31 protein-coding genes are annotated in these 26,402 nt (G+C 64.5%); 6 read left to right on the top strand and 25 right to left on the bottom strand.

The annotated features are described in order from the left end of the window. Positions 1-4: 4 nt before the first annotated feature. A complete protein-coding gene (gene petA / locus WG907_RS03705; RefSeq protein WP_340231250.1) occupies positions 5-583 on the bottom strand; it encodes a ubiquinol-cytochrome c reductase iron-sulfur subunit in 579 nt (192 codons plus the stop codon). Between the two features lie 210 nt (positions 584-793). On the opposite strand from petA, the gene WG907_RS03700 reads away from it, so the two are divergent. Genes WG907_RS03700 through WG907_RS03690 form a run of 3 tightly spaced genes read left to right on the top strand, consistent with a single transcriptional unit; the run spans position 794 to position 2,699 of the window. Continuing rightward, positions 794-1,252 (top strand): tRNA (cytidine(34)-2'-O)-methyltransferase, encoded by a 459-nt coding sequence (locus WG907_RS03700; protein ID WP_340231249.1) that lies wholly within the window; start codon positions 794-796, stop codon positions 1,250-1,252. Further along, on the top strand, positions 1,249-2,100 hold the full coding sequence (gene hemF / locus WG907_RS03695; RefSeq protein ID WP_340231248.1) for an oxygen-dependent coproporphyrinogen oxidase: 852 nt from the start codon (positions 1,249-1,251) through the stop codon (positions 2,098-2,100). The genes WG907_RS03700 and hemF overlap by 4 nt, the downstream gene beginning before the upstream one ends. Next, complete coding sequence (locus tag WG907_RS03690; protein WP_340231247.1) at positions 2,100-2,699, top strand: GNAT family N-acetyltransferase; 600 nt, start codon at positions 2,100-2,102, stop codon at positions 2,697-2,699. Before hemF ends, WG907_RS03690 begins: the two co-directional genes overlap by 1 nt. Here WG907_RS03690 and WG907_RS03685 read toward each other — a convergent pair. Further along, a complete protein-coding gene (locus WG907_RS03685) occupies positions 2,681-3,448 on the bottom strand; it encodes a hypothetical protein (RefSeq protein ID WP_340231246.1) in 768 nt (255 codons plus the stop codon). The genes WG907_RS03690 and WG907_RS03685 overlap by 19 nt on opposite strands. A gap of 73 nt (positions 3,449-3,521) precedes the next feature. Here WG907_RS03685 and lipB point away from each other — a divergent pair, with 73 nt between their 5' ends. From lipB to WG907_RS03670, 3 genes are all read left to right on the top strand, one after another. Then, positions 3,522-4,235, top strand: coding sequence for a lipoyl(octanoyl) transferase LipB (lipB, locus tag WG907_RS03680; protein WP_340231245.1), 714 nt, complete (start codon positions 3,522-3,524; stop codon positions 4,233-4,235). A gap of 58 nt (positions 4,236-4,293) precedes the next feature. Continuing rightward, positions 4,294-4,590 carry a hypothetical protein gene (locus WG907_RS03675; RefSeq protein ID WP_340231244.1) on the top strand — a complete coding sequence of 99 codons (297 nt, stop codon included), beginning with the start codon at positions 4,294-4,296 and terminating at the stop codon, positions 4,588-4,590. A gap of 96 nt (positions 4,591-4,686) precedes the next feature. Then, positions 4,687-5,379: a hypothetical protein gene (locus WG907_RS03670; protein WP_445326759.1), complete on the top strand. Its 693-nt coding sequence runs from the start codon at positions 4,687-4,689 to the stop codon at positions 5,377-5,379. Between the two features lie 18 nt (positions 5,380-5,397). Here the strand turns inward: WG907_RS03670 and queE are convergent, their stop codons facing one another. The 23 genes from queE to fliF all read right to left on the bottom strand — a co-directional run bounded on the left by queE (position 5,398) and on the right by fliF (position 26,399). After that, the gene (gene queE, locus WG907_RS03665) at positions 5,398-6,045 is read right to left on the bottom strand and encodes a 7-carboxy-7-deazaguanine synthase (RefSeq protein WP_340231243.1); all 648 of its coding nucleotides are present in this window, start codon (positions 6,043-6,045) and stop codon (positions 5,398-5,400) included. A 10-nt stretch (positions 6,046-6,055) separates the two neighbouring features. Then, positions 6,056-6,748 carry a 7-cyano-7-deazaguanine synthase QueC gene (gene queC / locus WG907_RS03660; protein ID WP_340231241.1) on the bottom strand — a complete coding sequence of 231 codons (693 nt, stop codon included), beginning with the start codon at positions 6,746-6,748 and terminating at the stop codon, positions 6,056-6,058. Positions 6,749-6,795: 47 nt separating this feature from the next. After that, a complete protein-coding gene (locus WG907_RS03655; RefSeq protein ID WP_340231240.1) occupies positions 6,796-7,218 on the bottom strand; it encodes a DUF3617 domain-containing protein in 423 nt (140 codons plus the stop codon). Positions 7,219-7,354: 136 nt separating this feature from the next. Beyond that, on the bottom strand, positions 7,355-8,263 hold the full coding sequence (gene hslO / locus WG907_RS03650) for an Hsp33 family molecular chaperone HslO (protein WP_340231239.1): 909 nt from the start codon (positions 8,261-8,263) through the stop codon (positions 7,355-7,357). 130 nt (positions 8,264-8,393) lie between these two features. After that, complete coding sequence (gene argF, locus WG907_RS03645; protein ID WP_340231238.1) at positions 8,394-9,320, bottom strand: ornithine carbamoyltransferase; 927 nt, start codon at positions 9,318-9,320, stop codon at positions 8,394-8,396. Positions 9,321-9,470: 150 nt separating this feature from the next. Then, positions 9,471-10,670, bottom strand: coding sequence for an aspartate aminotransferase family protein (locus WG907_RS03640; RefSeq protein WP_340231237.1), 1,200 nt, complete (start codon positions 10,668-10,670; stop codon positions 9,471-9,473). A gap of 131 nt (positions 10,671-10,801) precedes the next feature. Beyond that, positions 10,802-11,197 (bottom strand): flagellar export chaperone FliS, encoded by a 396-nt coding sequence (locus tag WG907_RS03635; RefSeq protein ID WP_340231236.1) that lies wholly within the window; start codon positions 11,195-11,197, stop codon positions 10,802-10,804. 12 nt (positions 11,198-11,209) lie between these two features. Next, positions 11,210-12,625, bottom strand: a complete 1,416-nt coding sequence (gene fliD, locus WG907_RS03630; RefSeq protein ID WP_340231235.1) for a flagellar filament capping protein FliD — start codon at positions 12,623-12,625, stop codon at positions 11,210-11,212. 86 nt (positions 12,626-12,711) lie between these two features. Beyond that, on the bottom strand, positions 12,712-13,164 hold the full coding sequence (locus tag WG907_RS03625) for a hypothetical protein (RefSeq protein ID WP_340231234.1): 453 nt from the start codon (positions 13,162-13,164) through the stop codon (positions 12,712-12,714). An 85-nt stretch (positions 13,165-13,249) separates the two neighbouring features. Continuing rightward, entirely contained in the window at positions 13,250-14,389 is a 1,140-nt protein-coding gene (gene flhB, locus WG907_RS03620) for a flagellar type III secretion system protein FlhB (RefSeq protein ID WP_340231233.1), read from the bottom strand. Positions 14,390-14,392: 3 nt separating this feature from the next. Continuing rightward, on the bottom strand, positions 14,393-15,175 hold the full coding sequence (gene fliR, locus WG907_RS03615) for a flagellar biosynthetic protein FliR (RefSeq protein WP_340231232.1): 783 nt from the start codon (positions 15,173-15,175) through the stop codon (positions 14,393-14,395). Positions 15,176-15,185: 10 nt separating this feature from the next. Further along, positions 15,186-15,458, bottom strand: a complete 273-nt coding sequence (fliQ, locus tag WG907_RS03610; protein ID WP_340231231.1) for a flagellar biosynthesis protein FliQ — start codon at positions 15,456-15,458, stop codon at positions 15,186-15,188. A 10-nt stretch (positions 15,459-15,468) separates the two neighbouring features. Then, complete coding sequence (gene fliP / locus WG907_RS03605; protein WP_340231824.1) at positions 15,469-16,287, bottom strand: flagellar type III secretion system pore protein FliP; 819 nt, start codon at positions 16,285-16,287, stop codon at positions 15,469-15,471. A gap of 22 nt (positions 16,288-16,309) precedes the next feature. Next, entirely contained in the window at positions 16,310-16,576 is a 267-nt protein-coding gene (locus WG907_RS03600; protein WP_340231823.1) for a FliO/MopB family protein, read from the bottom strand. Positions 16,577-16,584: 8 nt separating this feature from the next. Then, complete coding sequence (fliN, locus tag WG907_RS03595) at positions 16,585-16,923, bottom strand: flagellar motor switch protein FliN (protein ID WP_340231230.1); 339 nt, start codon at positions 16,921-16,923, stop codon at positions 16,585-16,587. A gap of 12 nt (positions 16,924-16,935) precedes the next feature. After that, positions 16,936-17,820 (bottom strand): flagellar motor switch protein FliM, encoded by an 885-nt coding sequence (locus tag WG907_RS03590; protein ID WP_340231229.1) that lies wholly within the window; start codon positions 17,818-17,820, stop codon positions 16,936-16,938. A 115-nt stretch (positions 17,821-17,935) separates the two neighbouring features. Continuing rightward, complete coding sequence (locus tag WG907_RS03585) at positions 17,936-18,562, bottom strand: flagellar basal body-associated FliL family protein (RefSeq protein ID WP_340231228.1); 627 nt, start codon at positions 18,560-18,562, stop codon at positions 17,936-17,938. Positions 18,563-18,589: 27 nt separating this feature from the next. Continuing rightward, entirely contained in the window at positions 18,590-21,262 is a 2,673-nt protein-coding gene (locus tag WG907_RS03580; RefSeq protein ID WP_340231227.1) for a hypothetical protein, read from the bottom strand. Continuing rightward, the gene (locus WG907_RS03575) at positions 21,255-21,680 is read right to left on the bottom strand and encodes a hypothetical protein (RefSeq protein ID WP_340231225.1); all 426 of its coding nucleotides are present in this window, start codon (positions 21,678-21,680) and stop codon (positions 21,255-21,257) included. Before WG907_RS03575 ends, WG907_RS03580 begins: the two co-directional genes overlap by 8 nt. Continuing rightward, positions 21,677-23,005: a FliI/YscN family ATPase gene (locus tag WG907_RS03570; protein ID WP_340231223.1), complete on the bottom strand. Its 1,329-nt coding sequence runs from the start codon at positions 23,003-23,005 to the stop codon at positions 21,677-21,679. The genes WG907_RS03575 and WG907_RS03570 overlap by 4 nt, the downstream gene beginning before the upstream one ends. Continuing rightward, positions 23,002-23,652, bottom strand: coding sequence for a FliH/SctL family protein (locus tag WG907_RS03565; RefSeq protein ID WP_340231222.1), 651 nt, complete (start codon positions 23,650-23,652; stop codon positions 23,002-23,004). The genes WG907_RS03570 and WG907_RS03565 overlap by 4 nt, the downstream gene beginning before the upstream one ends. Further along, a complete protein-coding gene (gene fliG / locus WG907_RS03560) occupies positions 23,639-24,655 on the bottom strand; it encodes a flagellar motor switch protein FliG (protein WP_340231221.1) in 1,017 nt (338 codons plus the stop codon). The genes WG907_RS03565 and fliG overlap by 14 nt, the downstream gene beginning before the upstream one ends. Beyond that, positions 24,648-26,399, bottom strand: coding sequence for a flagellar basal-body MS-ring/collar protein FliF (gene fliF, locus WG907_RS03555; RefSeq protein ID WP_340231220.1), 1,752 nt, complete (start codon positions 26,397-26,399; stop codon positions 24,648-24,650). The genes fliG and fliF overlap by 8 nt, the downstream gene beginning before the upstream one ends. Positions 26,400-26,402 lie beyond the last annotated feature (3 nt).

The raw sequence follows: 26,402 nt of genomic DNA, 5'->3' as shown, positions 1-26,402 counted from the left end.
TACCTCAGCCTACGAGAATGGCGGTGTCGGAAGTGAAGCTATACTTCGGCACTTCCAGATTCTTGGGCGCAGGTCCCTTACGAATGCGGGCCGCAGTGTCATAGGAGGACCCGTGGCATGGGCAGAAATAGCCGCCGAATTCTCCGCGATTCTCGCCTTCGCCCGCGCCAAGCGGCACGCAACCCAGATGGGTACAGACGCCCATGGTGACCAGCCACTGCTTCTTGCCGTCGACGGTACGCTCTTCCAGCGTCTGCGGATCGCGCAGAGTCGAAGGATCGACCTTGTCGGCCTCGGCGATTTCCTTGGGCGTCAACTGACGCACGAACAGCGGCTGCGCGCGAAATGTCGCCTTGATCGCCTGACCCGGCTTGATCGATGAAATATCGACCTCGGTCGACGCCAGCGCCAGCACGTCCGCGCTGGGATTCATCTGATTGATGAGCGGCAGCACCACGGCCACCGCGCCCACGCCGGCGAAACTCACCGCGGCGATGTTGATAAAATCGCGACGGCGCACACCGTCCTCGCCGGCACTACCAATGGACGCGGTGCCGCTGTCCGTATGTTCAACGCTCGCCATGCATCTTAACCCTTGCAAGAACGTCCCTGATCCCCCGCCGCATTGCCTTGAATGGCCCTGTTTATCAAGAGACAGAGGGCAACCCGTGCGAACGGAGCCCCGCTTTCCCCCGGCGTGGTTCGCGGGCCTGATAGCCGCAGGATACGCCTTTTGCCAACAGCAATTTGGCCAAGGCTATGACAATTTGCCGCAGTGCATTATGCGGCCCCCATGCGTATCGCCCTTTACCAGCCCGAGATTGCGGGCAATGTCGGCGCCATTTTGCGCCTCGCCGCCTGTTTTGGCGTACCCGTGGACATCATCATGCCGACCGGATTCGCCTTTTCCGATACGCGCCTCAGGCGCGCCGCCATGGATTATGGCGCAGCCGCAGACGTTACGCGCCACGCCAATTTCGACGCGTTCGATGCCGCCCGCCGGGCAGAGGGTCGCCGCCTGCTGCTGATGAGCAGCCATGCGTCGCAGCGTCTGCCGGACGTGGGCTTCCACGAGAATGACGTGCTGCTGATGGGGTCCGAAAGCGCCGGGGTGCCCGACGCGGTGCGGGACCTCGCCGATATTCGGGTCCGCATTCCAATGGCGCCGGGCTTTCGATCCTTGAACATCGCCGTATCTACGGGCATCGCGATTGCCGAAGCGCTGCGCCAGACCGGAAGATTTCCCCAATGAGCTTGACCCTCGATTCTCGTCAGCAGGCCGCGCGCGCGTGGTTCGAATCGCTGCGAACCCGCATCTGCGCCGCGTTCGAGGCGATCGAGCGCGAGGCAGGGTCGGCCGCGGCCTTCGTTTACACCTCCTGGGACCGCGAGGCCGACGGCTTGGCTCCGGGCGAAGGCGGCGGCGGTGTGCGCGGCGTGATGAAGGGGAAGATTTTCGAGAAAGTCGGCGTCAACGTGTCGACGGTCGGCGGCGCATTCGCTCCCGAATTCGCCAAGACCATGCATGGCGCGTCGGAAGACCCCGCCTTCTTCGCGACTGGCATCAGCCTGGTCGCGCATATGGCCAATCCGCATGTGCCCGCCGTGCATATGAATACGCGCTATCTGGTGACGGCGAAAAGCTGGTTCGGCGGCGGCGCGGATCTTAATCCTCCGCTGCCGCGCGAGGAAGATACGGCCTATTTCCATGCCGTGCTGAAAAATGCCTGCGACGCGCATGGCCCCGATCATTATCCGCGCTTCAAGGCCTGGGCCGACGACTATTTCTTCATTCCCCATCGCGGCGTCCATCGCGGCGTGGGCGGCATATTCTACGATCATCTGGAGGGCGATTTCGACGCCGATTTCGCCTTCACCCGCGCCGTGGGAGAGGCGTTTCTAGAAGCCTATCCGCCGATCGTGCGGCGGCGCATGGACGAAAGCTGGACGCAGGACGACTATGCGCGGATGCTCGAATGGCGCGGGCGCTATGCCGAATTCAACCTTGTGCATGACAGGGGTACGCTGTTCGGCCTCAAGACCGGAGGCAATATCGACGCGATCCTGATGAGCCTGCCGCCGATGGCGAGCTGGAGCTGATGAGTCTGACGCCCGTCCCCGATCACCAGATCGCGACCATCGTCACCCATCTGGAAATGCGGAACCGGCCCCGCCCCGCACCGCTACCGGATTCGCCGCTGCGGCTGGTGCCGTGGAAATCGCCGTCCCTCGCCGCCTATCGCGCGCTGTTTCGCCGCGTCGGGGAGCCATGGCTGTGGTTTTCGCGGCTCGTCATGCCCGATGAAAGCCTGACCGCGATTATTCACGACCCCGCCGTCGCGATCTATGCGGTAATCGATCCGAGGGGGATTGAGGTCGGCCTCCTGGAACTGGACTTTCGAATCGCACCGGACTGCGAATTGTCCTTTTTCGGGCTGGTCGCGGAACTGACTGGCCGGGGGAATGGCAAGTGGCTGTTGGCGCAGGCCAGGTCACTGGCGTGGCGCAAGGGCATCGAACGCTTCTGGGTCCACACCTGTACGCTAGACAGCCCGGCGGCGCTCGGCTTCTATATCAGGGGCGGCTTCACGCCGTTCGCGCGAGATGTCGAAATATTCGCCGACCCGCGCCTGACCGGCCATCTGCCACGAGACGCCGCTCCGCACGTGCCGCTGCTGGATCAGCCCGCCTCGGCCTGACGGTAGAGCCGCGCCAGCATCACCAGAAGATAGACCTGGATCACGGTCGAGGCGGCTGCGGCGGCGAGTCCACCTATGAATTTCGCCGCCGATGCGCCCCCGACGAGCCCCGCAAGAACGCCGAAGACGGCCTGCGCCGCCGATGCGGCGATCGCCGATATCAGCGTCAGGATTATGAGGAGGCCGAGCAGACGCCAGAAATGCCCTTTCGTCAGCTTCCATGCGTGACGAATCGATCCGGTCGCCCCCTCGGTCCCGTCGACCACGACCAGATTGAGCAGAATCAGCCGCGTTCCCATGAACCCCGCCACAAGGATGATCACCGCAAACGGAGCGGCCGGCCCGACCAGCAACATCAGCGGGATGGCCAGAAGCAGAACGGCCAGAAGGACGAACCCACCCGCAAGCAATGACGCCCCGAGCAGGACCGGCAGCCGCACGAGGCTGAGCCGAAGCGCTTCGGCAACGCTGATGCCCGGGCGCGACGCCAGCGCGAACAGCGCTAGCGATCCGAACCACATCAGGATGACGCTCAGCATCAGACCGATGGCGTAGCTGGGCGGCACGTTCGGCATCGTGCCCGCCTGGGGCGCGAGCGACCAGGCGGCCAGTTCGGGCGGCGTCAGTTCCTGAAGCACGAGCCCCGGCAGCGCGATGAACAGCAGTGCGACGGGGAATAGCAGCGCGGCTTCGCGGGAAATGAAGACGAGCGCCTCTTCCCATGCCTTGCCGATCGACATCGTCGTCATATGTTACTCTTGCCTCAGGTCCGGGAGTGCGACGAGACTTGATCGCTCGCCCCGGCCAAGTCAAGGAAGCGCCATGCCCGTTTCTTCCATCCCCCTCGCCGCAGCCACGGATGCCGGCTCGTTCGAGTGGCGCTCGCAGGACGCGCCGGTCGACTATCCCGCCGCGCTGGCCGACATGGAGGCGCGCGCCGCCGCCATTGTCGAGGGCGAAGCGCGCGAGCGGGTCTGGCTGCTCGAACATCCGCCGCTCTACACCGCCGGCACGAGCGCCGATCCGGCGGAACTGCTCGACCGCCGGTTTCCCGTCTTCGACGCCGGGCGTGGCGGGCGTTATACCTATCATGGTCCGGGGCAGCGGATCGGCTATCTCAATATCGATCTGCGCGCGCGCGGACGCGACGTGCGCAATTTCGTCCACCATCTCGAAGGCTGGATGATCGATGCGCTCGGCGCGCTGGATGTGCCGGCACGGCGGGCGGAGGGACGCATCGGCATATGGACCGACGATCCGGCCGGGCGCGAGGCGAAGATCGGCGCGCTCGGGATCCGGGTGCGGCGCTGGGTGACGCTGCACGGCTTTTCGATCAACGTCGCTCCCGACCTGTCGCATTTCGGCGGCATCGTGCCGTGCGGGATCGCCGAATATCCGGTGACCAGCATCGCCGCGCTGGGCAAGAAAGCCTCCATGGCCGCGCTCGATGCGGCACTGTTCGCCCATTTCCCCGCTTTTATCGGGCGATTACAACGATGCGGCTCGGGGGTTGAGCAATGCGAGACGGGCCGCTAGGGTCGCGCCTTCGCCGGGCGGGCTGCCGGGCATGCAAAAGCATATGAGGGACAGCCGAATGCGCCTTGATATCCGGACCATTATCACCGCCGCGACATTATGCGCGGCGCCGCTGGTCGCGGGGTGCGGCAGCAAGGACAAGGCGGGCGGCAATATTCAGATGAAGGATATGGAAGTCGTCGACGGCACGGCGACCGACGCGATGACCGATCTGGATGGCGTTCAGGGCGAAGGTACGGCGATTGCGCCATCCGCCGCCAACGCCAGCAATGCGGGAGAGGCGGCGCCTGCGCCACAGGACGCCAAGCCAAAGGCGGCAGCGGCTGGCGACGCGGAAATATTGTCGGATCAATAGGTTGGACATTCATTCGCGATACAGCGATGGCCATCGAATGTGAATGCGCGAGGGGGCGACGCGATGCACGCCCCGGTCGGAGAGGACGAAGTGAATATGGTTAGTCCAATGATGCGCCGGGCGTTGGCCGGTCTGGCGTTCGTCGCCCTGCCCCTGCTGCCCCAGCCGGCCGCTGCGCAATTTTTCTGGTCGCCGCCCGACCTGTCCGCTCCGGCGCTAAACGACACGACCGCAGCAACGGCGCTCGGCCTGCCAGGCGCTACGTCCGCCGAAATCCGCGCCGGGCTGGTCTGGAACCTGCGCGCCGCGCTCAATGTCGCCGCCTTGCAGTGCCAGTTCGAACCGACGCTGCTGGCGATCAGCAATTATAATGCGATGATCGCGCATCATGATGCCGAGCTCGACGCGGCGCAGGTAACGTTGCTGGGGTATTTCCAACGCACTTATGGCAAGGGCAAGCCGGGTCAAAACGCGTCCGACCAATATGGCACGCGCATTTATTCGGGCTATTCGACGGTGCAGGCGCAGCGCGGTTTCTGCCTCGCGGCGGCCGAAGTAGGGCGCAAGGCGATCTTCGCCGATCGCGGTTCCTTGCATGAGGTCGCGCGCGAAGGTCTGGGATCGATCAAGAAGTCGCTCGTCATGATGGGCGAGCAATATTATGGCGATCCGGGCCGCAGTTACGCGCTTGCTTTGCCGTCACTCGACAAGAAATGCTGGAAAAAGGGCCGGCTGACCGCCCCCTGCCAGCAGGCATGGGATCAGAAGACAGGATCGACCCAGCCCTGATAGCGGCTTAGCGCCGCTTCAGCGCAGGCCAAGATATTTATGCGCCTGAAGCGTCAGCCGCCAGCGCGGCCGGGCCATGACCAGATCGATCGCTGCCGCCTGATTGTCGGCGGCGTGGGCGTCGTCGAGCGGCTGGACGAGCAGATGTTCGAACGCCCAGCCCTCCATCGCCGCCACGTCGGCGATGCCATAACCGGGCGATGGCTGCGGCCAGACCAGCTTCAGTTCGTTGCCTGCCGTCTGCACGACCACGCCGCCCGCCTTGGGGCTGACGCAGACCCAGTCGATGCCGGGATGGACGGGCAAAGTCCCATTGGTTTCGATCGCGATCGTGAAACCCCGGCGATGGAACGCGTCGACCAGCGCGTCATCGACCTGAAGCATCGGTTCCCCGCCGGTCAGGACGATATAGCGGCCCTCCGCGCCTCCGCCCCAATGCGAGAGCACGGCGTCGGCCACCGCATCGGCGTCGGCGAATTTACCGCCTCCAAGGCCATTGGTGCCGACGAAATCGGTATCGCAAAAGCGGCAGACGGCACTGGACCGGTCCTGTTCGCGGCCGCTCCACAGATTGCAGCCGGCAAAGCGCAGGAACACCGCCCGGCGTCCGGCCTGCACGCCCTCACCCTGAAGCGTCAGGAACATTTCCTTGACGGCATAGCTCATCGCGAACGCCTCAGGGCTTGGCCGCATAGACGGTAGGGTCCGGCAGTCCGGCCTCGTCGAAGCCCTTGGCGCGCAGGCGACAGCTGTCACACAGGCCGCAATGGCGGTCGCCCGGCGCAGGATCATAGCAGGACCAACTCATCCCGGCGTCCAGCCCCAGCCGGTCGGCCTCGCGCACGATATCGGCCTTGCTCATGAACTGAAGCGGCGCGTTTACGCGCAGCGGATTGCCTTCGACGCCCGCCTTGGTGGCGAGCGCCGCCATCTTCTGAAACGCATCGATAAATTCGGGACGGCAATCGGGATAGCCGGAATAGTCGAGCGCATTGACGCCGATGAAAATGTCGTTCGCGCCGGCCACTTCTGCAAGGCCGAGCGTCAACGAAAGGAAAATGGCGTTCCGAGCAGGCACATAGGTGACGGGAATTTCGCTGCCGACGCCGCCCTTGGGCACGGCGATATCGGCGGTCAGCGCGGAGCCGCCAAAGGCCGACAGATCGAGCGGCAGGACGATGTGCGACATCGCGTTGAGCGCCTTCGCGACTCGGCTGGCGGCGCGCAGTTCGACCCGGTGCCGCTGGTTATAATCGATCGATAGCGCCAGCACGCGATAGCCGGCTTCGCGCGCCAGCCCGCCTGCGACCATCGAATCCAGCCCGCCCGACAGCAGGACGACGGCGAATTTTTTATTATTTGCGACCATGGCGACGCGCTAACCGTCCCCGCCATGCAGTGCAAGGGGGCGGACCGTTACCGGCAATCACCGACCCGTCGCCCCTCGAGCGCAAAGGAAAAGGGCGCGCCGCCGGCAACGCCCTGCGAATGAATCTGCACGAGGCGCGGGGTTTCGGTCCGCAATTCGGTGCGCCCGCCCCCCGCTGCGCCGCATTCATAGGTGACGATCAGCATGGCCGGGCTGTCGCTCAACACGAACGTCTTGCAGCTGTTTCGCGGGTGCTGGATCTGCAATAATTGCCGCCGGTCCATCACGCACAGCCTGCGCGATCCGGCATCTTCGCCACGCCCGCGCAATTCCCATTCGCCCGGTTCCAGCTGTCCCGATAGCTTCGATGGCGTCGCCGCCATAGCGGCGCCCGCCGCTAAAATCATCGCCGTTCCCGCGCCGAATGCGCGCAGCCACGTCGTCGTCATGATGCCCAGGACCTCGCTCAAGATGGACGTGCCCGGTGTCCGGTTAGCACGAGGTTATGCAGACCCACTTGCGTCCATGCCCGCCAATTACGGCAAATTGATAGCGTGAAATGCGTGATGCTGCCCAAATTATGAACAGGCCGCCGTGGTCCGCCTCTCAGGATTCCGCGAAACTGTCGAGCGCGAGCGGGAAGAGGCGCGAACAAAAGGCGCAATCGACGCTGATGATGCCGCTTTCGTCGGCCATGTCCGCGCGTTCGCTGATCGGAAAGCGGCCGATCACGTCGCGGATATGCGCCAGATCGCATCGACAGCCCTTGGCCAGCGGGGTCGGCTCGGTCACGCGGATCTCCTTTTCCTCGTGGAACAGCCGCCAGACGATATCGGTCAGCGACAGACCCTCGTCCGTCAGTTCCGCGTCGCTCAGCGTTGCGGTCAGCGCCTGCACATGTTCCCATTCAGGGTGATCGTGGCGGACATGGAGCCGCTCGCGGCCCACCTCGCCCTCCGGCAGATGTTGCAGCAGCATGCCCGCCGCCACGCACCCTTGCCCTGCATCATGGCGGGTCGCGATCTGGATGACGCTGGGGATTTGTTCGGATTGGAAGAAATAATGCTCCGCCGCCTGCGCCAGCGATTCGCCGTCGAGCGGCACGATCCCCTGATAGCGTTCGCCGGTCAGCGCCTGATCGAAGGTGATGGCGAGATAGCCCTTGCCGAACAGGCCGAACAAAGTCGGGTCAGGCCCGAGTTCGGCTAGCCGGTCGCCGTCGAATTTCGCATAGCCGCGCACTTCGCCATTCTTGTAATCGGCGACGAGCAGGCTGACGACGCCATGTTCGGTCTGCGCCTGAAGCGTCAGCTGCCCGCCAGCGCCCTTGAGCGTGCTGCCGAGCAAAGCCGCCAGCACCAACGCGGACGCGACCAGCCGTTCGATCGGCGGCGGATAGGCATGCGCCGCCAGCACCTCGTCCAGCAAGGGCCCAATCCGCACGACCCGCCCGCGCGCATGCCTGTCGGTGATGGTGAAGCCGATAGCCTGATCGAAAGTGGCGACAGAGTTCAAATCACATTTCCTTTGTCATTCCCGCAGCAGCGGACACCCATCCTTCGACCCGCAGCGGGGTCATAGCATCAGAGATGGATTGCGCCGACGTGGCGATGACGATGAGTTCGAAGCCGAATGTAGGTGCCGATCAAAGCTTTCCAAGCGCCCAGAGCAACACCGACTTTTGCGCATGGATACGATTTTCCGCCTCGTCCCAGATCAAAGATTGCGGCCCGTCGATCACTTCCGCGACTACCTCCTCGCCGCGATGGGCGGGCAGGCAATGGAGGAATTTAGCGCCCGGCTTCGCTCGTGCCATCAGGGCAGGCGTGACCTGATAGGGCATCATCGCCGCCAATTTTTCGTCCGCATGAGCCTGGCCCATCGAAATCCACGTGTCGGTAACGATGATGTCGGCGTCTGAGGCGGCGGCCAATGGATCACGAGTCAGGGTGATGCGTGCGCCCTGCGCTTGCGCGGCCGCAGCGAAGGCCGGGTCGGGTTCATACCCCTCCGGCACGGCGACCCGCACGTCGAAGCGCATCAGCCCCGCCGCCTCGACGATCGAATGCAGCACATTATTGCCATCGCCCAGCCATGCCCACTGACTGCCGGGCAGCGCCACGCCATGTTCGACCACGGTCAAAAGGTCGGCCACGATCTGACAGGGATGCGACAGGTCGGTTAGCCCGTTGATGACAGGGACCGTTGCATAATGCGCCATTTCCTCGATCTTGGCGTGATCGTCGGTGCGGATCATGATCGCGTCACTCATCCGGCTGAGCACGCGGGCGGTATCCGCGATGCTCTCGCCACGCCCGAGTTGGCTCGTTCCGCCGTCGAGGATCAGGGAGGAGCCACCGAGCTGCCGAATCGCCATGTCGAAGCTGACGCGCGTGCGGGTCGAGTTTTTCTCAAAGATCATTGCGAGCGCATGGCCTGCGAGCGGCGCATCGGCATCGACGCGACCCTTGGGCCAGGCCGCGCGCGCCGCCTTGCGATCGATGGCATCCGCGATCATCGCGGCGATCGCATCGCCGCCGGCATCGGATAGGTTCAGGAAATGTCTGGTCATGAAAATGATCCCATCATCTAAAACCGTTCCTGCTGAGTAGGAGCTGAGCCAGTCGAAGGCCCGTATCGAAGCATTCGTGCCGGCTGATCCTTCGATACGCCATTTCGACTGTGCTCAATGGCTACTCAGGACGAACGGATAGAAAAGCCGTCAGGCCGCCGCTTCCGCGGCGACGAAACTCCGCGCGCCGGCGGACATCCGCTCGATACATTCGGCGATATGGCTTTCCTCGATCACCAGCGGTGGCAGGATGCGCACGACATTCTGGCCGGCGGAGACCGTCAGCAGCCCATGATGATCGCGCAGATGGGCCACGAAGCTTCGCGCGTCATGGGCGTCCTTCATCTTGACGCCCAGCATCAGCCCCATGCCGCGCACATCCTCGAACATGCCGTCATGATTGGGGATGAGCTGTTCGAGCGCGGACCGCAGGCGCGCGCCCATGGAGCGTACATGCTCCATGAAGCCTTCGCTCTCGATCTCGTCCAACACCGCCATGCCCGCCGCCATGGCGAGCGGATTGCCGCCATAGGTGGAGCCATGGGTGCCAGGAACCATGCCCTTGGCGGCTTCCTCGGTCGCAAGGCAGGCGCCGAGCGGGAAGCCCGCGCCAATGCCCTTGGCAACTGCCATGATGTCGGGCTTCAGGCCATATTGCTCATGCGCGAAGAAGGTGCCGCTGCGGGCGTAACCGCATTGCACCTCATCCAGGATCAGCAGCGGGCCCTGCTCGTCGCACAGTTTGCGCAAGCCGGTCAGGAACGCGGCCGTCGCGGGCGTTACCCCGCCCTCGCCCTGCACCGGCTCCAGCAGGAAGCCGGCGGTATTCCCATCCACGGCCGCAGTGGCGGCGTCGAGATCGTTGAACGGCACCACGGTGAAACCGGGCAGCAGCGGTTCGAACCCGTCGCGCATCTTGGGCTGGCTGGTCGCCGAAATCGTGCCCAGCGTCCGGCCATGAAAGGCGTTGTCGAAGCTGATGATCTTGTGCCGGTGCGCCTGCCCATTAGCATAATGATAGCGGCGCGCGGTCTTGATCGCGCATTCGACCGCTTCCGCGCCGGAGTTGGTGAAGAACACGGTATCGGCGAAACTGCTGTCGACCAGCCGCTGCGCGAATTTTTCACCCAGCGGCATGCCGTAGAGATTGGACGTGTGCATCAAGGTCGCGGCCTGATCGGCAATCGCCTTCACCAGCCGCGGATGGCCGTGGCCAAGCAGGTTGACCGCGATACCGCTGGCAAAGTCGAGATAGCGCTCGCCGCGCTCCCCGATCAGGTAGCAGCCTTCGCCTCGAACGGGACGCACATCGCACCTGGGGTATACGGGCATGAGCGGCGTGATCGACATGGGCCTTCCCTTCCTGGGCTGATTGCAATGCGTCCAAAACGCAAAAAGGCGACCCCCGCCGGGCCGCCCTGATGCGAGCAATGCCTATAGTGAGGGGACGGAACCCGCGCAACCCCGGCCGCGGGGCCAGTTCAGCCGATTTGACTCCACGCTTCGGCGATCTCCGCGATCATGATGCGCGCCTGATCGACCGGCTCGGCGGCCCGCTCCTTCGCGCCGACCAGCAGCAGCCGGCGCGCCTCGCGATATATCTGCGCGAGGCCCATGGCGATGTCGCCGCCCTTGTGGAAATCGAGGCTGGATTCGAGCGCGAACAGGATCGACATGGCGCGCGCCTGCTTGTCCGACACTTTCAGCCGGTCGCCATTGCCCTCGGCCAGCGACGCCGCGTCGAGCGCGATCTGCAATTCGTCGAACAGGATCTTGACCAGTGCATGCGGCGTCGCGCCCTCGGTGCGGCTGCCCGAATGCACGGCCGCATAACGCCGCGCCGCCGTAGAACCTGCATAACCCTGATTATAGAACATGATACGTCCCGCTTAATTATTGTTGCTGTTGTTCCAGACTTCCATCTGCTGGGTCAGATAGCTTTGCGTCGCCTTGAGCGCGGACAGGCGCGTACTCATGGCGGAATAGAGAGATTTGAGCTGATCCTCGTAACTGGCCATCTGCTCGTCCAGCTTGGCGAGTTGCGACGTCAGGTTCGCGGTCTCCGCATCGTAGCGCTTTTGCGCGATCTTGAGCGGCCCATCGTCCTTTTCGATCGAGTCACGCACCGAATCCATCAGCTTGGACAGGCCGGGGCTGGTGGGGGTCGGCACGGCCGGGTTCAGCATTTTGGTGATGGCTTCGGGGTCCGCCGCCATCGCCTTGTCCAGCAGCTTGCTGTCGAGCGTCAGCGTGCCGTCGCGGTTCGTGCCGATGCCGATATCCGCCAGCGTCTTGTAACTGCCGGTGGAAGAAAGCTGCGTCGACGTCATCTGGCCAAGCTGCCGCTTCATGTCGCGAACGCTCGCCACGCCGTTCAGCACACCCGAGTTGGATTGATCGGTGCCAAGCGAGGTCGCCGTGTTCAGCGCCTTCATCAGCGTATTATAGGCATCGACATATTCCTTGAGCAGATCTTTCATCGTGCCCGTGGGCTGGGTCATCGACAGGGTGACGCTGCTATTTTCGTCCGCCTTGTTGAGGTCGATCCGCAGATAGGGGACCGCGTCGTCGATGCTGTTGGTCGCATATTCATGCTCGACGCCATCGAGAATGATTTTCGCATTTTTCGGATCGGATGATGAAGCGATGGTGCTGTTGTCCGTACCATTCCACGCCAGCCCACCAAGAACGCTCGCCGAATCGTCGGCCGCTACGCTTATGGCAAAGTCGCTGGCGACGCCGGTCTGCCCCTTGAACATCAGCCGCGTGCCGTTGGCGTCGGTCACCACGGTGGCGGTGACGCCCGCATCGGACGCGTTGATCGCGGCGGCGAGGCCCGCATAGCTGTTATTGGTGCCGTCGATCGTGATCGGCTTGCTGCCCGATGCAGTCGTAATCGTCAGCGTGCCGGTGCCGACGGGCGAGCCGCTGGTCGCGCCACTTGCGGAGGATGAGGCAAGGACGCGTGCGGAGGCAAGCGACTTGACGACCAGTTGCGCGGGCAGGCCGGTGGGCGTGCCGCCACTGCGCAGGCTGACCGAAGCGATCGCGCTGTTGTTGGACAGAGGCGCGGCCGAATAGCTGCTGTCGGCCAGGACATTGGTCAGCGCGTTGGCGAACGTATCGAGCGAGCTCACAGCCGATGCCAGCGCAGAAACGCGCGCGCTATTCAGCGACTGCTTGCTGGTGATGACCTGTTGCTTGGGATCGCGCGTCGCGCTCACCAGACTGGTCACGAGCGAGGCCGTGTCGATCGAGCCGGCGCCCAGCGCTGTCAGGATATTGCTGCCAACAGAGGTAGTCATCGACCGTCCTTTCAGGATGAGAGAACGGCGGTAGCGGGCAGACCTTTAGGAATGATTTTCGTGTCGGGATCGGCGGCGATTTTCTCTCAGTTCGCCGGTGACAGGAGCTGGTCTACGGTGCCGCGCTTCACATGGGCCTGTGCGGCGTGCGCATAGAAGGATTGCTGCACGAGCCGCCTGGCAAGGCTCGCCGCCTGCTCCACCGCCTCCTTGGAGGCCGGCGGCAGCGGCACGATGACCGACCGCTCGGGCAGCATCGACTGGACGGCCTGCGACGCCGCATCGATCGAGGGCGGCATGTCCGATCGCATGTCGGCGAGGATCATCGTGATACGGGCATGGACCCTGGCATATTCGGCCGCGCCCGCGACATTATCGTCGATCGCGGCGGCATCCTGCTCGGAGACCGGCGGAACATTAGTTGCGCGCGTGGCCCTGTCCGCGGCTTTGGCCAGCGCGCCCACGGGCTGAACGGCCGTCGGCCGGACCCCTGCCCGCTCGATCGGCGTCACCTCGTTTCGTGAAGCATAGTCGTTCATGACGCACCATCATAATGCGTCCCCATGAAGACATTACGGACAGATGCGGCTAAACTTTAATTCACCATCCGGTTTTGAGGTCGTGTCAAACCTTCTTGCCCTCGGCGTCGAAGCGCAGATCGTCGGGCACCTTGATGAACGGACGATCCATCTCGCTCGCCAAGCGATTTTCGACGCGGAACACGAAAGCCAGCACGGTCGCCACCGCCATGTAGAGGCCTTCATTGACGATCTGCCCCGCGCGCGACGTGAAGTAGATGGCGCGGGCGAGTTCGGGATATTGCAGCACCGGCACGCCGTTGCTGTCGGCCAGCTCGCGGATGGCGGCGGCGATCGCGTCGCAGCCGCGCGCCACGACGATAGGCGCGGCGTCCTGCCCCGGCTTGTAGCGTAGCGCGACCGCGAAATGCGTCGGGTTGGTGATGATGACGCTGGCTTCGGCCACCGCCTTGCGGCTGGAACCGCTCAGCACCTCGAACTGGCGGCGGCGAATCTGGCCCTTGAGTTCGGGCGAGCCTTCGCTCTCCTTATGCTCGTCCTTCACCTCCTGCTTGGACATGCCTAGGCGCTTGGATCGCTGCATGATCTGCGCCGGCACATCGATGCCGGCTATCACGAACAGTCCACCCGCCATGATGAGGCAGGTCATGATGAACATGTCGCCCAGCCCAGCCAGCGCGGACGCGTCCCCAGTCTTGCCCAGATTGACGATCGCCGTCAGCCGGTCCCAGATCACCCAGATACCGACCGCGCCGAGCAGGCCAACCTTGGCGACAGACTTCAGCAACTCGATCAGGCCCTGCGTGCCGAACATGCGCTTTAGGCCGGATGCCGGGTTCATTTTGGACGCCTTGGGCGCGAACGCGCCGGGGCGGAAGCCGAGCGATCCCAGCACGGCGGGCGCGGCGATCGCGGCGATGAGCGTCGCCAGCATGATCCCCGCCACCGGAAAGGCGACGCCCGACAGCAGATGAAGGCCACGCGCGGCCGGGGCGAAATCGACGATATCCTCGCGTCCAAAGCGCAGGCCCTGGACCAGCATGTTCGACATCGCCCGTACCAGCGACGGACCGCTGACCGCGATCATGCCGATGCCCGCCAGCACGACCAGCGCGGTGGCGAGGTCGCGCGACTGGAGGATGTCGCCATTTTTGGCGGCGTCCTGTAATTTTTTGGCTGTCGGTTTCTCGGTCTTTTCGCCGCCGCCGGTGGAGCCGCCCGCCATCGTTCAGCGCCCTTCCGAAATGAGCTGCGCCTGTTCCAGCCCGCTTTTGAGCGAAGCGGTGATGCCCTCGCCCATCACCGGCGCCGCGATGGCCAGCAGGATGAGGCCAGCCATCAGCGCAACCGGCATGCCCACCGCGAACAGGTTGAGCGACGGCGCGGTGCGCGCCAGCATGCCCATGACGATCTGGACCAGCACCAGCGCAAAGGCGACGGGCAGCGCGATGGTCACGCCAGCCCCCAGCAGCGATCCGCCGAAAGTGATAAGGTGCCAGACCGAGTCATTGCCCATCAGCGAACCGCCCGGCGGCATTGACTGATAGCTTTGCACGACGAAGCTGACGAGCAGCAGATGCCCGTCCATGCCGAGGAAAAGAAAGGTCGCGAGGATCGACAAAAACTGGCCGACCGCCTGCGTCGCGGTGCCCGATTGCGGGTCGACCATGGCGGCAAAACCCAGCCCCATCGCGTTGGCGACCGCCTCGCCCGCGACGAAGGCCGCCGCATAGCCGATCTGAACCGCGAAACCCATGGCGAGGCCCGCCAGCACTTCGCCGGCCACCAGCATGACGCCCTGAAAACTGGCGATGCCGTCATGCGGCAGTTGGATCGCGACGCTGTTGAGCGCCGCCATGCCGAGCGCGAGACTGAGGATGAGGCGCAACTGAAGCGGAACGGCGGGCGCACTGAAGATCGGCGCGGCGAGAAAGGCTGCGCCAGGCCGGATCATCGCGATCAGTAATATCCATAATTGCGTCTCGACGCCTGAAAAGCCCGGAGCGATCATGGTTGCGCAATCACTGGAGAAGGTCCGGGATGCGTTCGAAGATTTCGCGGGTAAAATCGGCGACCAGCACCATGATCGATCCGCCGAACAGCACTAGCATGCCGCCCACGACAAGGATCTTGGGGATGAAGCTCAATGTCTGTTCGTTGATCGAGGTCGCGGCTTGCACCATGCCGATGAGCACGCCCGCGATCAGCGCGGGAATGAGGATGGGCGCGGCGGCAAGCGCGGTGATCCACAACGCCTGCTGGGCGAGGCCCATGAAGAAATCGGCGTTTTCCATCTGTGGCGGCTCAGGTTGCGAAGGAGCCGGCGAGCGACCCCATCGTCAGCGCCCAGCCGTCGACCAGCACGAACAGCAACAGCTTGAACGGCATCGAGATGATGGTCGGCGACAGCATCATCATGCCGAGCGCCATCAGCGTGGAGGCCACAACCAGATCGATAATCAGGAACGGCAGGAAGATCATGAAGCCGATCTGGAATGCGGTCTTCAGTTCGCTGGTGACGAACGCCGGCAGCAGGATCGAAAAGGGCACGTCGGCGGGTGAGCGGAACGCAGGAGCCTTGGCCATATTGGCGAACAGTTTGAGGTCGCTCTCGCGCGTCTGCTTGGTCATGAAGCCGTGCAGCACCTTGCCGGACCGGCCGACCGCTTCCTCGATGCTGATCTGGCCCTTGCCATAGGGATCGAAAGCCTGCCCGTTGATCTGGTCGATCGCGGGCCGCATCACGAACAGCGAGAGAAACAGGGTCAGGCCGACCAGCACCTGGTTGGGCGGCGTCTGTTGCAGACCCAGCGCCTGGCGCAGTAGCGACAGCACGATGATGATCCGGGTGAAGCTGGTCATCATGAGGATCAGCGACGGCAGCACCGTCAGCAGGCTCATGAGGACGAGGATTTGGAGCGACAGGGACAGTGGCGCGCCATTGCCCGACAGCGCGCCCATCGCGCGCGTCAGTGCGCCGCCATTGTCGACAGGCGGCGACGCGGGCGGGGCGAGAGCCGGCACGGCCTGAGCCAAGGCAGGCTGCGCGATGATGAGGATCGCGGTGAGCGCGATCAGGCCCCAGAACGCCCATTTCGTGAAGGCGGCAAGCGCCGAAGCCATGCGTGACGTCGTGAAACCGGGGTTAGAAGCGCGCACGATGCTCGCCTTCCGCGATCTTCTCGATCTTGCCGCGCGTGATCGATAGGAGAATTTTCTTTCCCTCGAAATCCACGACCGCGAGCTTGCCGGACGTGCCCATCGGCAGTGCTTCGACGATCTTGAGGATGCGGTCGCCCTGCCCTGCACCGATCATGCCGGGCTGATATTTGCGCCACAGCCACAGCGCGGCAAAGGCCATGCCGCCGATCATCGGCAACAGGATGATGAGTTTCAGGAAATACCAGAACATGATCTGGATCACCCGCGCCGTTCGATACCGGCGAGCCGGGTCTCGGTGGCGGCGATGTCGACGATGCGGATGCCGTAGCGCCCATTGACGGTCACGACCTCGCCCTTGGCGATCAGCGCGCCATTGACCATGATGTCGAGCAGATCGTCGGCCTGGCGGTCGAGTTCGACGATGCTGCCTTCGGCCAGATCCATGACCTCGGCGAGGCGCAGCGATGTCGATCCTACCTCCACCGACATGCGGACCGGAATATCGGCGAGCAGCCGGAATTGTCGGTTGCCCGCCATACGGCTCGCGCCGTCTTCGCCCTTGCCGTCGATCTGCGGCGCTTCGCTCATATCGCTCATCATTATGATCCCTTATTGATCCTGTGCCTGGGCAAGCTTTTCTATCTGGAATGCGGCGCGGCCATCCTGTTCGCCGATGGTACCATGGGCGACGATGCGGTCGCCGACGATCAGCGGCAGGCTGCGGCCGATGGTGACCGGAATGACGTCCCCGGCCTTGAGCGCCATCAGTTCGGCCAGCGAGAGATTGGGGCGCGCCAATATAGTGCGCGCGGGCAGGCGGATGTCGCGCATCCGCCGCGCGATCCGGGTGCGCCAGACCGGATCGACCCGATCCTCGTCAGTGGGCATTTTCATGGCCGTAAGCCCTTCGACCGCACGCAAGGCGGACAAGGGGAATATGATGTCGATCGGCCAGGACTGGTCGCGGGTCAGCGTGACCGAAAATCGTTGCAGCACCATCTGGTCGGCGGCCTGGGCCGATGCAGTGAACCCGACGCCGGCTTCGCGGGCGATCAGCGCGGGTTCCAACGCGAGCACCTCCCCCCAGCATTCGACCAGTCGAGCGATGATGGTTTCGGACAGGCGGGCGATCAACCGGTCCTCGGTCGGCGTGAACTCGCCACGCGCGGGCAGCGGGCGATTACCGATGCCGCCATAGAAACAATCGACCAGCGTCGAGATCATCGCCGCGTCCAGGCGCAGCAATATCTGGCCCTTGAGCGGCAGGAGGCGATATATGCTGATGCTGGCGGCGGCAGGCACCTGGGCCGACCATGCGCCGAATTCGACCAACTGTGCGTCTTCGCTCGTCACATGCGGACGCACGCCGGAAATCGGCTCGACGATTGCCCGGATGCGCCGGCCCAGCTTATCGCCAAGCCGGTCGATCCCCGATAGCATCACCGGCGCTTGCGGTTCCCCACGACCAAAGGCGTAGGTCTGAACATCGTCCATGATAGTCCCCTGCCTGCGCGTCGGGGGGCTTCCCGGCATTCAGACAAGGCTATAAAATAACGAAATTGGTAAAAAACCGGTTAACGATACCGTAGCGACACGGCTGTCCCTGCGGTCACTGGATCACGAAATTGGTGAAATAGACATTGTCCACGCCGCCATAGCCGGTCTTTTGTTTGAGGATATCGTTGATGATCGTCCTGATCCTGCCCTGAAGCCGGCGCTTGCCCTCGGGCGTCGCCAACATCTCTTCGGGCTGCTGAGCGAGGAGCATCAAAACCTGGCTGCGGATCGCCATTTCATGCGTCTTGATCGCATCGATCACGCGCATATCATAATAGGTCGAAACGGCGACGGAAATCTGCGCGAACGCGTCCGTATCCGACATGTTCGACGTAAAAGGCGTCGTCATCTGGAAATAAGTGGCCTGATAATTGGCGGGATTAACGGGTGCCGGCAGGTCTATGCCCTTGCCCGGCCTGTGGCCGCCAGCGGCCGCGCCGCCCTCATGCCCTTCGCCGCCGCCGTGCGCCTTGGCGACATCCTCGGCCTTCTCGCCCGCCAGGACGAGCACCGGCTTATTCGGGTCCTCCTTCGGGCCTTCTTCCTTATGGCCGAAGAAACCGGCGGCGTAGAGTCCGCCGGCAGCCCCGGCGCCACCGATCAGCATGGCGACGACGAGCAGAAGGATCATCTTCATCCCCCCGCCCTTTTTTTTCCTGGCCTTGGCGTCGTCGCTCATGAATCATGTCCCCTGAAAGCTGCCGCGTCACGCATAGCGCGTGCCGCCCGCGTCCCGGCGCGCGCCATGGGCAGCCGATTCGCGTAATTCCGCATGGTTAAGAACGGCGACGTCCGCGCTCGCTTTATGGGCCGGCGCGAAATTCTCGCGCGTTTGCCATCGGCCCTGCCCAGCGGATTGACCCATGCCCTGCCCGGTGGCCTGCCATCCCGTTCCGTCCTGCGGCCCGCTCTGCTGGCTGGAGGGATCGGCGGCAGTGACCTTTTCCACTGGCGGCGCGCGTTCGATCCTGAGTTCGGTGATTCGGACGGTGCCAGGCCCAGCGTCGATTTGCAGCCGATCCCGGTCCTTGTGCAGCGCCAGTTCCGCCGCTTCCGTCGCGACGGTCAGGCTCACGGCCGCGCCATCGACGTCCCGCCGGATGTCCACCTGCACACTGCCCAACTGTTCGGTATTGATCTGGAACCGCCCCTGCGCGCCATTGGCCGACAGCCCGGCGATATCGCGCGCCAGCCCGTCGATCCACTGGCCCGATACGCCCATGTCGACCAGCTGCGTGCCGATGCTGGCGGACAGGTCGATCACCGGCGGGGCCGCCTGCAAGGGCGTCATCACGGGCGGGGCGTTAGGTGTCTGGACCAATGGCGGCGGCTGGGAAGATTGCGGCAGGCTGTCCGTTGCCACAGCGCTCGCGATCGTGGCGGCAACACCAACGCGCTTTGTCGCCGGATCTCTACCAACTTCATGATCGCCATTCAGTCGTCCCCGGAACTGGTCACGAACCAGTTGCAGCAGTGACAGCGCTTCGAATTTAACCGGTTTGTCCGTGCCTGATGTCAAATTCAGGGCTGGCGGCGGGACCACATCCGCGCTCGCAACGGGCGAGGGAAGCGCGACTTCGGCAAGGCCCTCGCTGTTCGCGTGCGCTGCCGTGCCACCAGCCGCACGGGCCTGAATGCTCGATGGCGCTGCCATGGCGGGCTGCGCGGTCTGTTCGGGCGCGGCCAAGCTGGTGGGAATTACCTGGATTGGGAGATCGGGCGCTTGCCGACCTGCATCCGCACTCGCCAATTGGGATGGTGCGGCTATCGTCAGCTGAGGTTTCGATGTGTGAGCCGGGAAGCTGGGGCCGGGACTCGCGGGCTGGTCTGTAACCGATGGAACAGGGATCGGCGCAAAAGAGGGCATATCCGAAACCGGCGCTGCGTGCGCGAGGGGTGGGGCAGCCGGAATGAAGGGCTGTGCCGGCGTACCCGACCTGATATTTCCGGTTGCTTGCGATAGCGCATTAGCGTCAGACACGTTCGGGCGCGGCGGCATCGCCGGTGGGACAACAGGGCTCGCCGCCAGCAATTTTTCCGGCGCGAACTGGCCCGGTGGGGGCACTGGCCCAGCGGGCTTCTCGAGAGCCTCGACCAATGAAAGGGGGATAGATGGAGCGACCAGCGCTGCATCAGCGACCGGCAGAGGTCCCCTCACAGCGGGCGAGGACGCAGGCGCTTCTGATCGAATAACTGGCGTTGCGACCGGTGGAGGGTCAAGCGCTTCGGTCGAGGTAGACGGCGCCGCCGCGTTCCGGGTAGCGATGGGCTCACGGATCGGGAGGACGCCATCATCCGACACCATGGCAGCCGGGCCCACTGCTGTATCGGGAGCAGATGCCGGCAAGGGCAAGGTTGCGCCCCCGACACCGTTCGAAGACAGCGAAGCAGCTACAGTGCGGGCAGGTGTAATGGAGGCTTGCGGCCCCACCGGAACGACAGGCGCCGCCACCATGAGGGGGAGCGGCTCCGAGCCCGGCACAGGCGCGCCCGGCGCATCCTTTGACTCCGGTCGTTTGACGTCCTCGTCGTCGAGCTTACGGACGGGTTCGTCTGCCGGAGCGGCCACCGGGGCCCGCGCCGGGAGGCCCGGCTGTTCGACGAGCGCGCGCGCGATGGTCCCGTCTGATGGCTGCACGATGGCATCGCCATCAAGCATCATGGAATGAATTTCCGGGGATGGCGAGCCTTCGATGGGCGTCGCCATCGCCTCGGCAGCGGCCGGTTCGCCCGCAGGGGAAGGTTCGGACGCCAGCGTCCGCTGGACGCTGGTCCTGCTTTGGCCGGGCATCCGCGCCGGGGTCTCCGTCCGGCTGTTGTCGACGGGCAGCTCAATCCGCTCCGGGGGCGTTGCAACCCGCCGCTGGATCGATCCGGCCGAAGCCGCGTCGGCATCGATGACGAAGGTGACGGCGGCGCGACTGGGCGTGACCTGCGCGGCCTCCTTTTCTGCTGCCGGGGGCGCAGCCGCATCGGTTCCCTTCAGCGCCCCAGGACGGCTAACGCGATCCTCCGCCCGGCCTGCGTTACCAACCGGACCGTCCGGCACGATGGGAGCCATAACCGGACCAGTGGTCGCCCCGACCGTTTCAGCCCGGGAAATCAGCGGCGGTCGGCTTGCGGCGTCGGTCAGAAAAGCTTCGGTCGAAACCCGTTGGTCTACAGTCGACGGGGTGATCTCTTGAGGCGCATCCATGGTCGCCGCGTCGGCTGCCGGGTCGGCGCTGTCCACCGGCGCGGCCGGCAATTGCATCATCGTTCCGCTCAGCAAAGCCGCAAAATCGCCACCGTCGCTCGCTGGCACGGCGACCGCGCGCGCCGGCATGACCGAAGGGAAGAGCAAAGCCTTAAGGCTGGTCAGCATGTTCACGTCAGGCATCCCCCGTCCGCTGCATCCGGCGATAGCGCGGCAGCGCCGCCAGCCTGTTTTCGCGCCATTCCTCCAGCGCCGCATGGGCGCGGTCCTTCAGGCGAACAGCGATTTCCTTTTCGCGATTGGTGGCGAGGCCGATCGCTTCCTTGGCCTCCACCTTTCGCCGGGCGTCATACAGCGCGCCGTCGAGTTGACGGCCCGCTTGTTCGAGCCGGCTGGCCAATTCCTGCATCGCGGCGAAGGATGCACCGGTCGCTGCGCCCTGCGTGCTGAACAGGTCACCGCGTACCCGGCGCAAACGGTCGGAGTTGCGAGCGATGCCGTCGGCCTCGTCGCGGGCCCGCGCCGTTTCGGCCACCGCCATCGCATGCTGCACATGGCGAACACGAAGGACGCGCTGCCGCCTTCCGAGCAGGCCCTTCACGCGCCGAACTCCGCGATCAGCGCGTCGGCGCTGGTCTCAAGGTCGATGCGCGTCTTCTGGTCCTGGCGAATGAAATCGAGGATCTCCTGTCGGCGCTGCACCGCTTCGTCGATCACGGGGTCGTTGCCAGGGCGATAGGCGCCCATCAGGATGAGGTCGCGATTTTCCTCATAGGCAGCCCACAGGCGGCGATAGGCGGCGGCGGCGGCTTTATGCTCGTCGCTCACCACATCGGCCATGACGCGCGACAAGGATTTGCCGACGTCGATCGCGGGAAAGATCGCCTGTTCGGACAGATGGCGCGACAGGACGAAATGGCCGTCCACGATCGCCCGGGCGGCGTCGACGATCGGATCGTCGGTATCGTCGCCATCGGCAAGGACGGTATAGAGCGCGGTGATCGAGCCGCCGGTGCGGCTGTCCACCCCGGCCCGCTCGACAAGACGCGGAATGAGCGCGAGCGCGGACGGCGGATAGCCCTTCATCGCCGGCGGTTCGCCGAGCGCGAGGCCGATCTCGCGCTGGGCATGGGCGCAGCGGGTGAGGCTGTCGAGCAGAAGCAGGACCTTCTTGCCCCGCGCGCGAAAATATTCGGCGATCGCGGTAGCACGTGCGGCCGCCCGGAGGCGCAGCACCGGCGGATGGTCGGCAGGCACGGCGACGACGATCGATTTGTGCATCGAGTTTTTGAGCTTGGTTTCGAGGAAGTCGCTGACCTCGCGCCCGCGCTCGCCGATCAGGCCTGCGACCACGATATCGGCTTCCGCGCCATTGATCATCTGGCCCATCAACACCGATTTGCCGACGCCTGAACCCGCGATGATGGCGATGCGCTGGCCACGCCCGGCGGTCAGCAGCGCATTGACGGCACGTACGCCAAGGTCGAACGGTTCGGTTACCCGGCCCCGGTCGAGGACATTGCCCTTGACGCCGTTCAGCGGCCAGCTGCCACCGGCGATGATCGGTCCCTTGCGGTCGAGCGGCTGGCCCATGGCGTCGATGACGCGGCCGATGAGGCCGTCGCCGACCTGCACCATATTGGCCTGGCTGTCGGGTTCGACCCGCGCGCCATTTTCGAGCGGCGCGTCGCTGTCGAGCGGCACCAGCATGGTGCGCCCGCCGCGAAACCCGGCCACCTCGGCCCGCGCGACCGTGCCGTCGCTGGCGATCACCCGCGCGCCCGCACCGATCGGGCGGCGAAAGCCGGTGACCTCCAGCATGCCGGCATCATGGCTGACGAGTCGCCCGACATGGCGCGGCTGGCGGTTCTGAACCTGAAGATGATCGAACAGGGTTTCGGCCTGAGCCAGCGATGCCCGGATCATGGCTTACCCTCCATATCGTCCAGCAGCGCGCGAAGGCGCGACAAGCGCACATCGGGTCCATCCTCGACCCAGCCGTCGGCGGTTTCGAGCCGCACGCAGCCACGGCGCATGGCGGCGTCGGGCACCAGCTTGACGGCGATATTCTCGCCCTCCAACAAAGTTATGTCGTCGGGATGAAGGTGCAAAGCCCCCTTCCCTTCGCTATCCTCGACAAAAGCCGACACGATGTCACAGCGCTGCACCAGCCGCTCGATGTCGATCTCCACCTCGCCCACAATCTGTTCGACCAGTCGAATGACCGTGGCCGACAGCATCGTGGAGAGCATGCCGCTCGGAACCGGCGCGAGCATCGTCAGCGCCTCGGCCAGCTGAATGCGCGCGGCGTCATCGGCGCTGGCGGCTTCCTGCGTCACGCGGCTGCCTTCATCGAAACCCATGGTGAAGGCTTCCATCTGCGCCTGTTCGACCGGGTCGAGTTCAGGTTCCGCATCGGCCAGGCCAGCGCCGCGCATCGCAGCGGTTTGCGCACCGGGGGGGGCGGTATAGAGGCTGCGAAATCCGCTGCCCACACCCTGCCCCGCACCCACGATCGATACGGCGTCGAAGGCAGGAAGGCTGGCGGCGTTCCAGACCTTAGACAAAATCATTCCCCTTGCCCCCAAGCATGATCGTCCCGGCATCGGCCATGCGCCGGGCGGTGGCGATAATGAGCTTCTGCGCGTCGATCACTTCAGCAAGGCGGATCGGCCCGCGCTCCTCGATCTCGTCGGCGATCGCCTGCGCGGCGCGGGCGGACATGCAGCTGAAGATCTTGGCCTTGAGCATGTCGTTCGCGCCCTTGAGCGCCACGACCAGCACCGCGCTGTCGACGGTGCGCATCAGCGTGCCCAGATTCTTGTCATCCATGTCGATCAGGTTATCGAAGACGAACATCTCTTCCTCGATCGTCTGCGCGATCATCTTGTCGCGCTTGGCCACGGCCTTCATGATCCGCTGCTCATTATCCTTGCGGACATTGTTCATGATCGCCGCCGCTTCGATCGTGCCGCCGCGCTGCGACGCCGCACCCTGTTTCTTGACCGGGCCGCGCAGCAGAAGCTGTTCCAGATCGTCGAGCGCTTCGTTCGACACCGGGCCGAGCGTGGCGATGCGATAGACGATTTCCTCCTGATATTCCGCCGGCAGCAGTTGGAGCACATCGGCCGCGACCGGCGCTTCCAGATGCGCCAGAACGATCGCCATGATCTGCGGATGCTCCATTTCGATGAGCGCCGCTATCTCCTTGGCGTCCATCCATTTGAGCATTTCGAGCTGGGTCGAGCGCGTCGGCGGGGTGATGCGCGCAAGGATCGTCTCGGCCCGCTCCTCGCCCAGCGCCTTGGTCATGGCGCCGCGAATGTGGCGGGTTGCGCCGTATCCAATGGTGGTGCGCTTCTTCGCCTTGGTCACGAAATGGTCGAGCGCCTCGTTCACCTCTTCAGGGTCGACGTCGGCGACATCATACATGGCGTAGCCGAGCTGACGCACTTCCTCGGGCTCCAGACGCGACAGGATCTGCGCCGCCTCATCTTCGTGGAACAGCATCAGCAGAACGGCGGCGGCGGCGCTGCCCTTGAGGGCTTCGGGTCTACCAGGAACGATCTCAGGCATTTTCCTTCTTCCCCTCCTTAAGGAGGTCGCGGACCACGAGCGCGGCGCGATCGGGGTCCTGCTTCACGAAATTGCGGATAAGGTCGGCGCGCTGGGCATAATCATAAGTGGACGAGATCATGTCGAGCGTGACCGGCCGGGCCGGATCGGGATTTTGCGTCACCTGCTTGTGCAGTTCGCCCGAAATTTCGCGGCCGATCTTCTGCCCCTGGACCGCGACATTGGCGACCTGGGCTTCCTGAGCTGCGGCGCGGCGCTTAAGCAGCGGGCGACCGATACCGAAGATCAGCAGCAGGGCGACGATCAGCGCAGACACGTTGCGCGCCAGCGGGGACACCCAGTCGGCTTCATACCATGGCGCCTTGACTTCCACCGCCTTGGCGAAGCCGCGCGAGGACAGGGCAACCACGTCGCCACGGCTCTGATCGAAACCGACCGCGCCCTTCACCAGCGCTTCGAGCGCGGCGATTTCCTGCGCGCTGCGCGGTTTGCCGTCCGCGCCGATGTCGAGGGCGACGGCGACCGACAGACGACGGACCGTGCCGATCGCATCCTTGGTAACGGAGACTTCACGGCCCAGCTCGAAGCTGCGGTTGAACGTCTCCTGCGTTTTCATCAGCGGGTTGGGCGGCGTGCCGGGAGCCGCGCCATCGGCCGCGGTCTGGGCCTGGCTCACCGCCTGCCCGTTGGGGTTGGTCTGGGTGACGGTCGGGTTCACCGGCGCCTGATTGCTGAGCGCGCCGGGAATACCGGAAGCCTCGCCGCCCTTCTGGCCCCGCTCGTCGGACGCCCAGGTCCCCTGTTCGGTACGCAGCCGCGCTTCGTCCTGCGGATAGGTTTCGCGGGTCGCCTGACGCTCGGCAAAGTTCAGTTCGGCATGGACTTCGGCCGAAAATTTGTCGGTGCCAAGGATCGGCGTCAGCAGCGCGACGACCGACTGGCGATAGCGATCCTCGATCCGCGTCTGGATCGCAAGCTGGCGGTCATCGGCCGCATTGCCGTCATTATGGCTGAGCAGCCGGCCATTCTGGTCGACCACCGAAATATCGTCGGGGTTGAGTTCCGGCACCGACGAGGCGACGAGGTGGACGATCGCGCTCACCTGTGCATCGGTCAGCGTCCGGCCGTTGGCGAGGCGCAGCATCACGGACGCGGACGGCTTGGCCCTGTCGCGCAGGAACACGCTGGGCGGTTCGACCGCAAGATGCACCTTCGCGGTCTCGACGCTGTCGATCGCCTCAATCGTACGGGCCAGATCCATTTCGCGGGCGGAGCGCAGCTTTTCGCCCTCCACCGCGCGCGATGCACCCATCGGCAGGCTGTCGATCATGCTGTTGCCGTCGGGCGCGCTCTTGGGCAGGCCCTGCGCGGCGAGCATCATCTTGGCCTTGAAATAATCGCTGTCGGAAACGGTCATGCCGCCGGCGCTGCTGAAGTCATAGGCGATGCCGTTCTGGTCGAGTACCTGCGCCACCGCCGACTTGTCGCTGTCGGGCAAGCCCCGGAACAGGTCGCGCTGCGGCGGCTCGCGCAGCGCCAGCCAAGCGAGGCCCGCAAGAGCCACGACGCCAAGAAGGCCGAGCAGCGGCAGGCTTTTGGCCACGGCGGGCTGCCTGAGCAATCCCATGAATCGGGCCTTGACCGCGTCGAAGCCCCTGGGGCCGCCATAGGAGGGTGAGGCCATGACCGGGAGGCCGGGCGAAACGGCGGGAGCGCCGTCAAGGGTGAGTGCGTTCTCGCTCATCGA

The organism is Sphingobium fluminis, from assembly GCF_037723805.1.
GTDB lineage: Bacteria > Pseudomonadota > Alphaproteobacteria > Sphingomonadales > Sphingomonadaceae > Sphingobium.
This window is presented reverse-complemented; position numbering and strand designations above follow the sequence as displayed.

What these genes read in the sequence shown, in the direction of transcription:
- fliP (WP_340231824.1), bottom strand. Translation starts at nt 16,287, where the DNA reads ATGGCTTCGGCGCTTGCCGCCTTCACGAAATGGGCGTTCTGGGGCCTG.
- petA (WP_340231250.1), bottom strand. Translation starts at nt 583, where the DNA reads ATGGCGAGCGTTGAACATACGGACAGCGGCACCGCGTCCATTGGTAGT.
- WG907_RS03685 (WP_340231246.1), bottom strand. Translation starts at nt 3,448, where the DNA reads ATGACGACGATGTCGATCGGCAAGGCATGGGAAGAGGCGCTCGTCTTC.
- WG907_RS03570 (WP_340231223.1), bottom strand. Translation starts at nt 23,005, where the DNA reads ATGATCCGGGCATCGCTGGCTCAGGCCGAAACCCTGTTCGATCATCTT.
- WG907_RS03640 (WP_340231237.1), bottom strand. Translation starts at nt 10,670, where the DNA reads ATGTCGATCACGCCGCTCATGCCCGTATACCCCAGGTGCGATGTGCGT.
- fliG (WP_340231221.1), bottom strand. Translation starts at nt 24,655, where the DNA reads ATGCCTGAGATCGTTCCTGGTAGACCCGAAGCCCTCAAGGGCAGCGCC.
- fliR (WP_340231232.1), bottom strand. Translation starts at nt 15,175, where the DNA reads ATGATCGCTCCGGGCTTTTCAGGCGTCGAGACGCAATTATGGATATTA.
- WG907_RS03700 (WP_340231249.1), top strand. Translation starts at nt 794, where the DNA reads ATGCGTATCGCCCTTTACCAGCCCGAGATTGCGGGCAATGTCGGCGCC.
- WG907_RS03690 (WP_340231247.1), top strand. Translation starts at nt 2,100, where the DNA reads ATGAGTCTGACGCCCGTCCCCGATCACCAGATCGCGACCATCGTCACC.
- WG907_RS03670 (WP_445326759.1), top strand. Translation starts at nt 4,687, where the DNA reads ATGGTTAGTCCAATGATGCGCCGGGCGTTGGCCGGTCTGGCGTTCGTC.
- WG907_RS03580 (WP_340231227.1), bottom strand. Translation starts at nt 21,262, where the DNA reads ATGCCTGACGTGAACATGCTGACCAGCCTTAAGGCTTTGCTCTTCCCT.
- fliQ (WP_340231231.1), bottom strand. Translation starts at nt 15,458, where the DNA reads ATGGAAAACGCCGATTTCTTCATGGGCCTCGCCCAGCAGGCGTTGTGG.
- hemF (WP_340231248.1), top strand. Translation starts at nt 1,249, where the DNA reads ATGAGCTTGACCCTCGATTCTCGTCAGCAGGCCGCGCGCGCGTGGTTC.
- WG907_RS03635 (WP_340231236.1), bottom strand. Translation starts at nt 11,197, where the DNA reads ATGTTCTATAATCAGGGTTATGCAGGTTCTACGGCGGCGCGGCGTTAT.
- WG907_RS03590 (WP_340231229.1), bottom strand. Translation starts at nt 17,820, where the DNA reads ATGGACGATGTTCAGACCTACGCCTTTGGTCGTGGGGAACCGCAAGCG.
- fliD (WP_340231235.1), bottom strand. Translation starts at nt 12,625, where the DNA reads ATGACTACCTCTGTTGGCAGCAATATCCTGACAGCGCTGGGCGCCGGC.
- WG907_RS03675 (WP_340231244.1), top strand. Translation starts at nt 4,294, where the DNA reads ATGCGCCTTGATATCCGGACCATTATCACCGCCGCGACATTATGCGCG.
- fliF (WP_340231220.1), bottom strand. Translation starts at nt 26,399, where the DNA reads ATGAGCGAGAACGCACTCACCCTTGACGGCGCTCCCGCCGTTTCGCCC.
- queE (WP_340231243.1), bottom strand. Translation starts at nt 6,045, where the DNA reads ATGAGCTATGCCGTCAAGGAAATGTTCCTGACGCTTCAGGGTGAGGGC.
- queC (WP_340231241.1), bottom strand. Translation starts at nt 6,748, where the DNA reads ATGGTCGCAAATAATAAAAAATTCGCCGTCGTCCTGCTGTCGGGCGGG.
- argF (WP_340231238.1), bottom strand. Translation starts at nt 9,320, where the DNA reads ATGACCAGACATTTCCTGAACCTATCCGATGCCGGCGGCGATGCGATC.
- fliN (WP_340231230.1), bottom strand. Translation starts at nt 16,923, where the DNA reads ATGAGCGATATGAGCGAAGCGCCGCAGATCGACGGCAAGGGCGAAGAC.
- WG907_RS03565 (WP_340231222.1), bottom strand. Translation starts at nt 23,652, where the DNA reads ATGATTTTGTCTAAGGTCTGGAACGCCGCCAGCCTTCCTGCCTTCGAC.
- WG907_RS03600 (WP_340231823.1), bottom strand. Translation starts at nt 16,576, where the DNA reads ATGTTCTGGTATTTCCTGAAACTCATCATCCTGTTGCCGATGATCGGC.
- flhB (WP_340231233.1), bottom strand. Translation starts at nt 14,389, where the DNA reads ATGGCGGGCGGCTCCACCGGCGGCGGCGAAAAGACCGAGAAACCGACA.
- WG907_RS03625 (WP_340231234.1), bottom strand. Translation starts at nt 13,164, where the DNA reads ATGAACGACTATGCTTCACGAAACGAGGTGACGCCGATCGAGCGGGCA.
- lipB (WP_340231245.1), top strand. Translation starts at nt 3,522, where the DNA reads ATGCCCGTTTCTTCCATCCCCCTCGCCGCAGCCACGGATGCCGGCTCG.
- WG907_RS03585 (WP_340231228.1), bottom strand. Translation starts at nt 18,562, where the DNA reads ATGAGCGACGACGCCAAGGCCAGGAAAAAAAAGGGCGGGGGGATGAAG.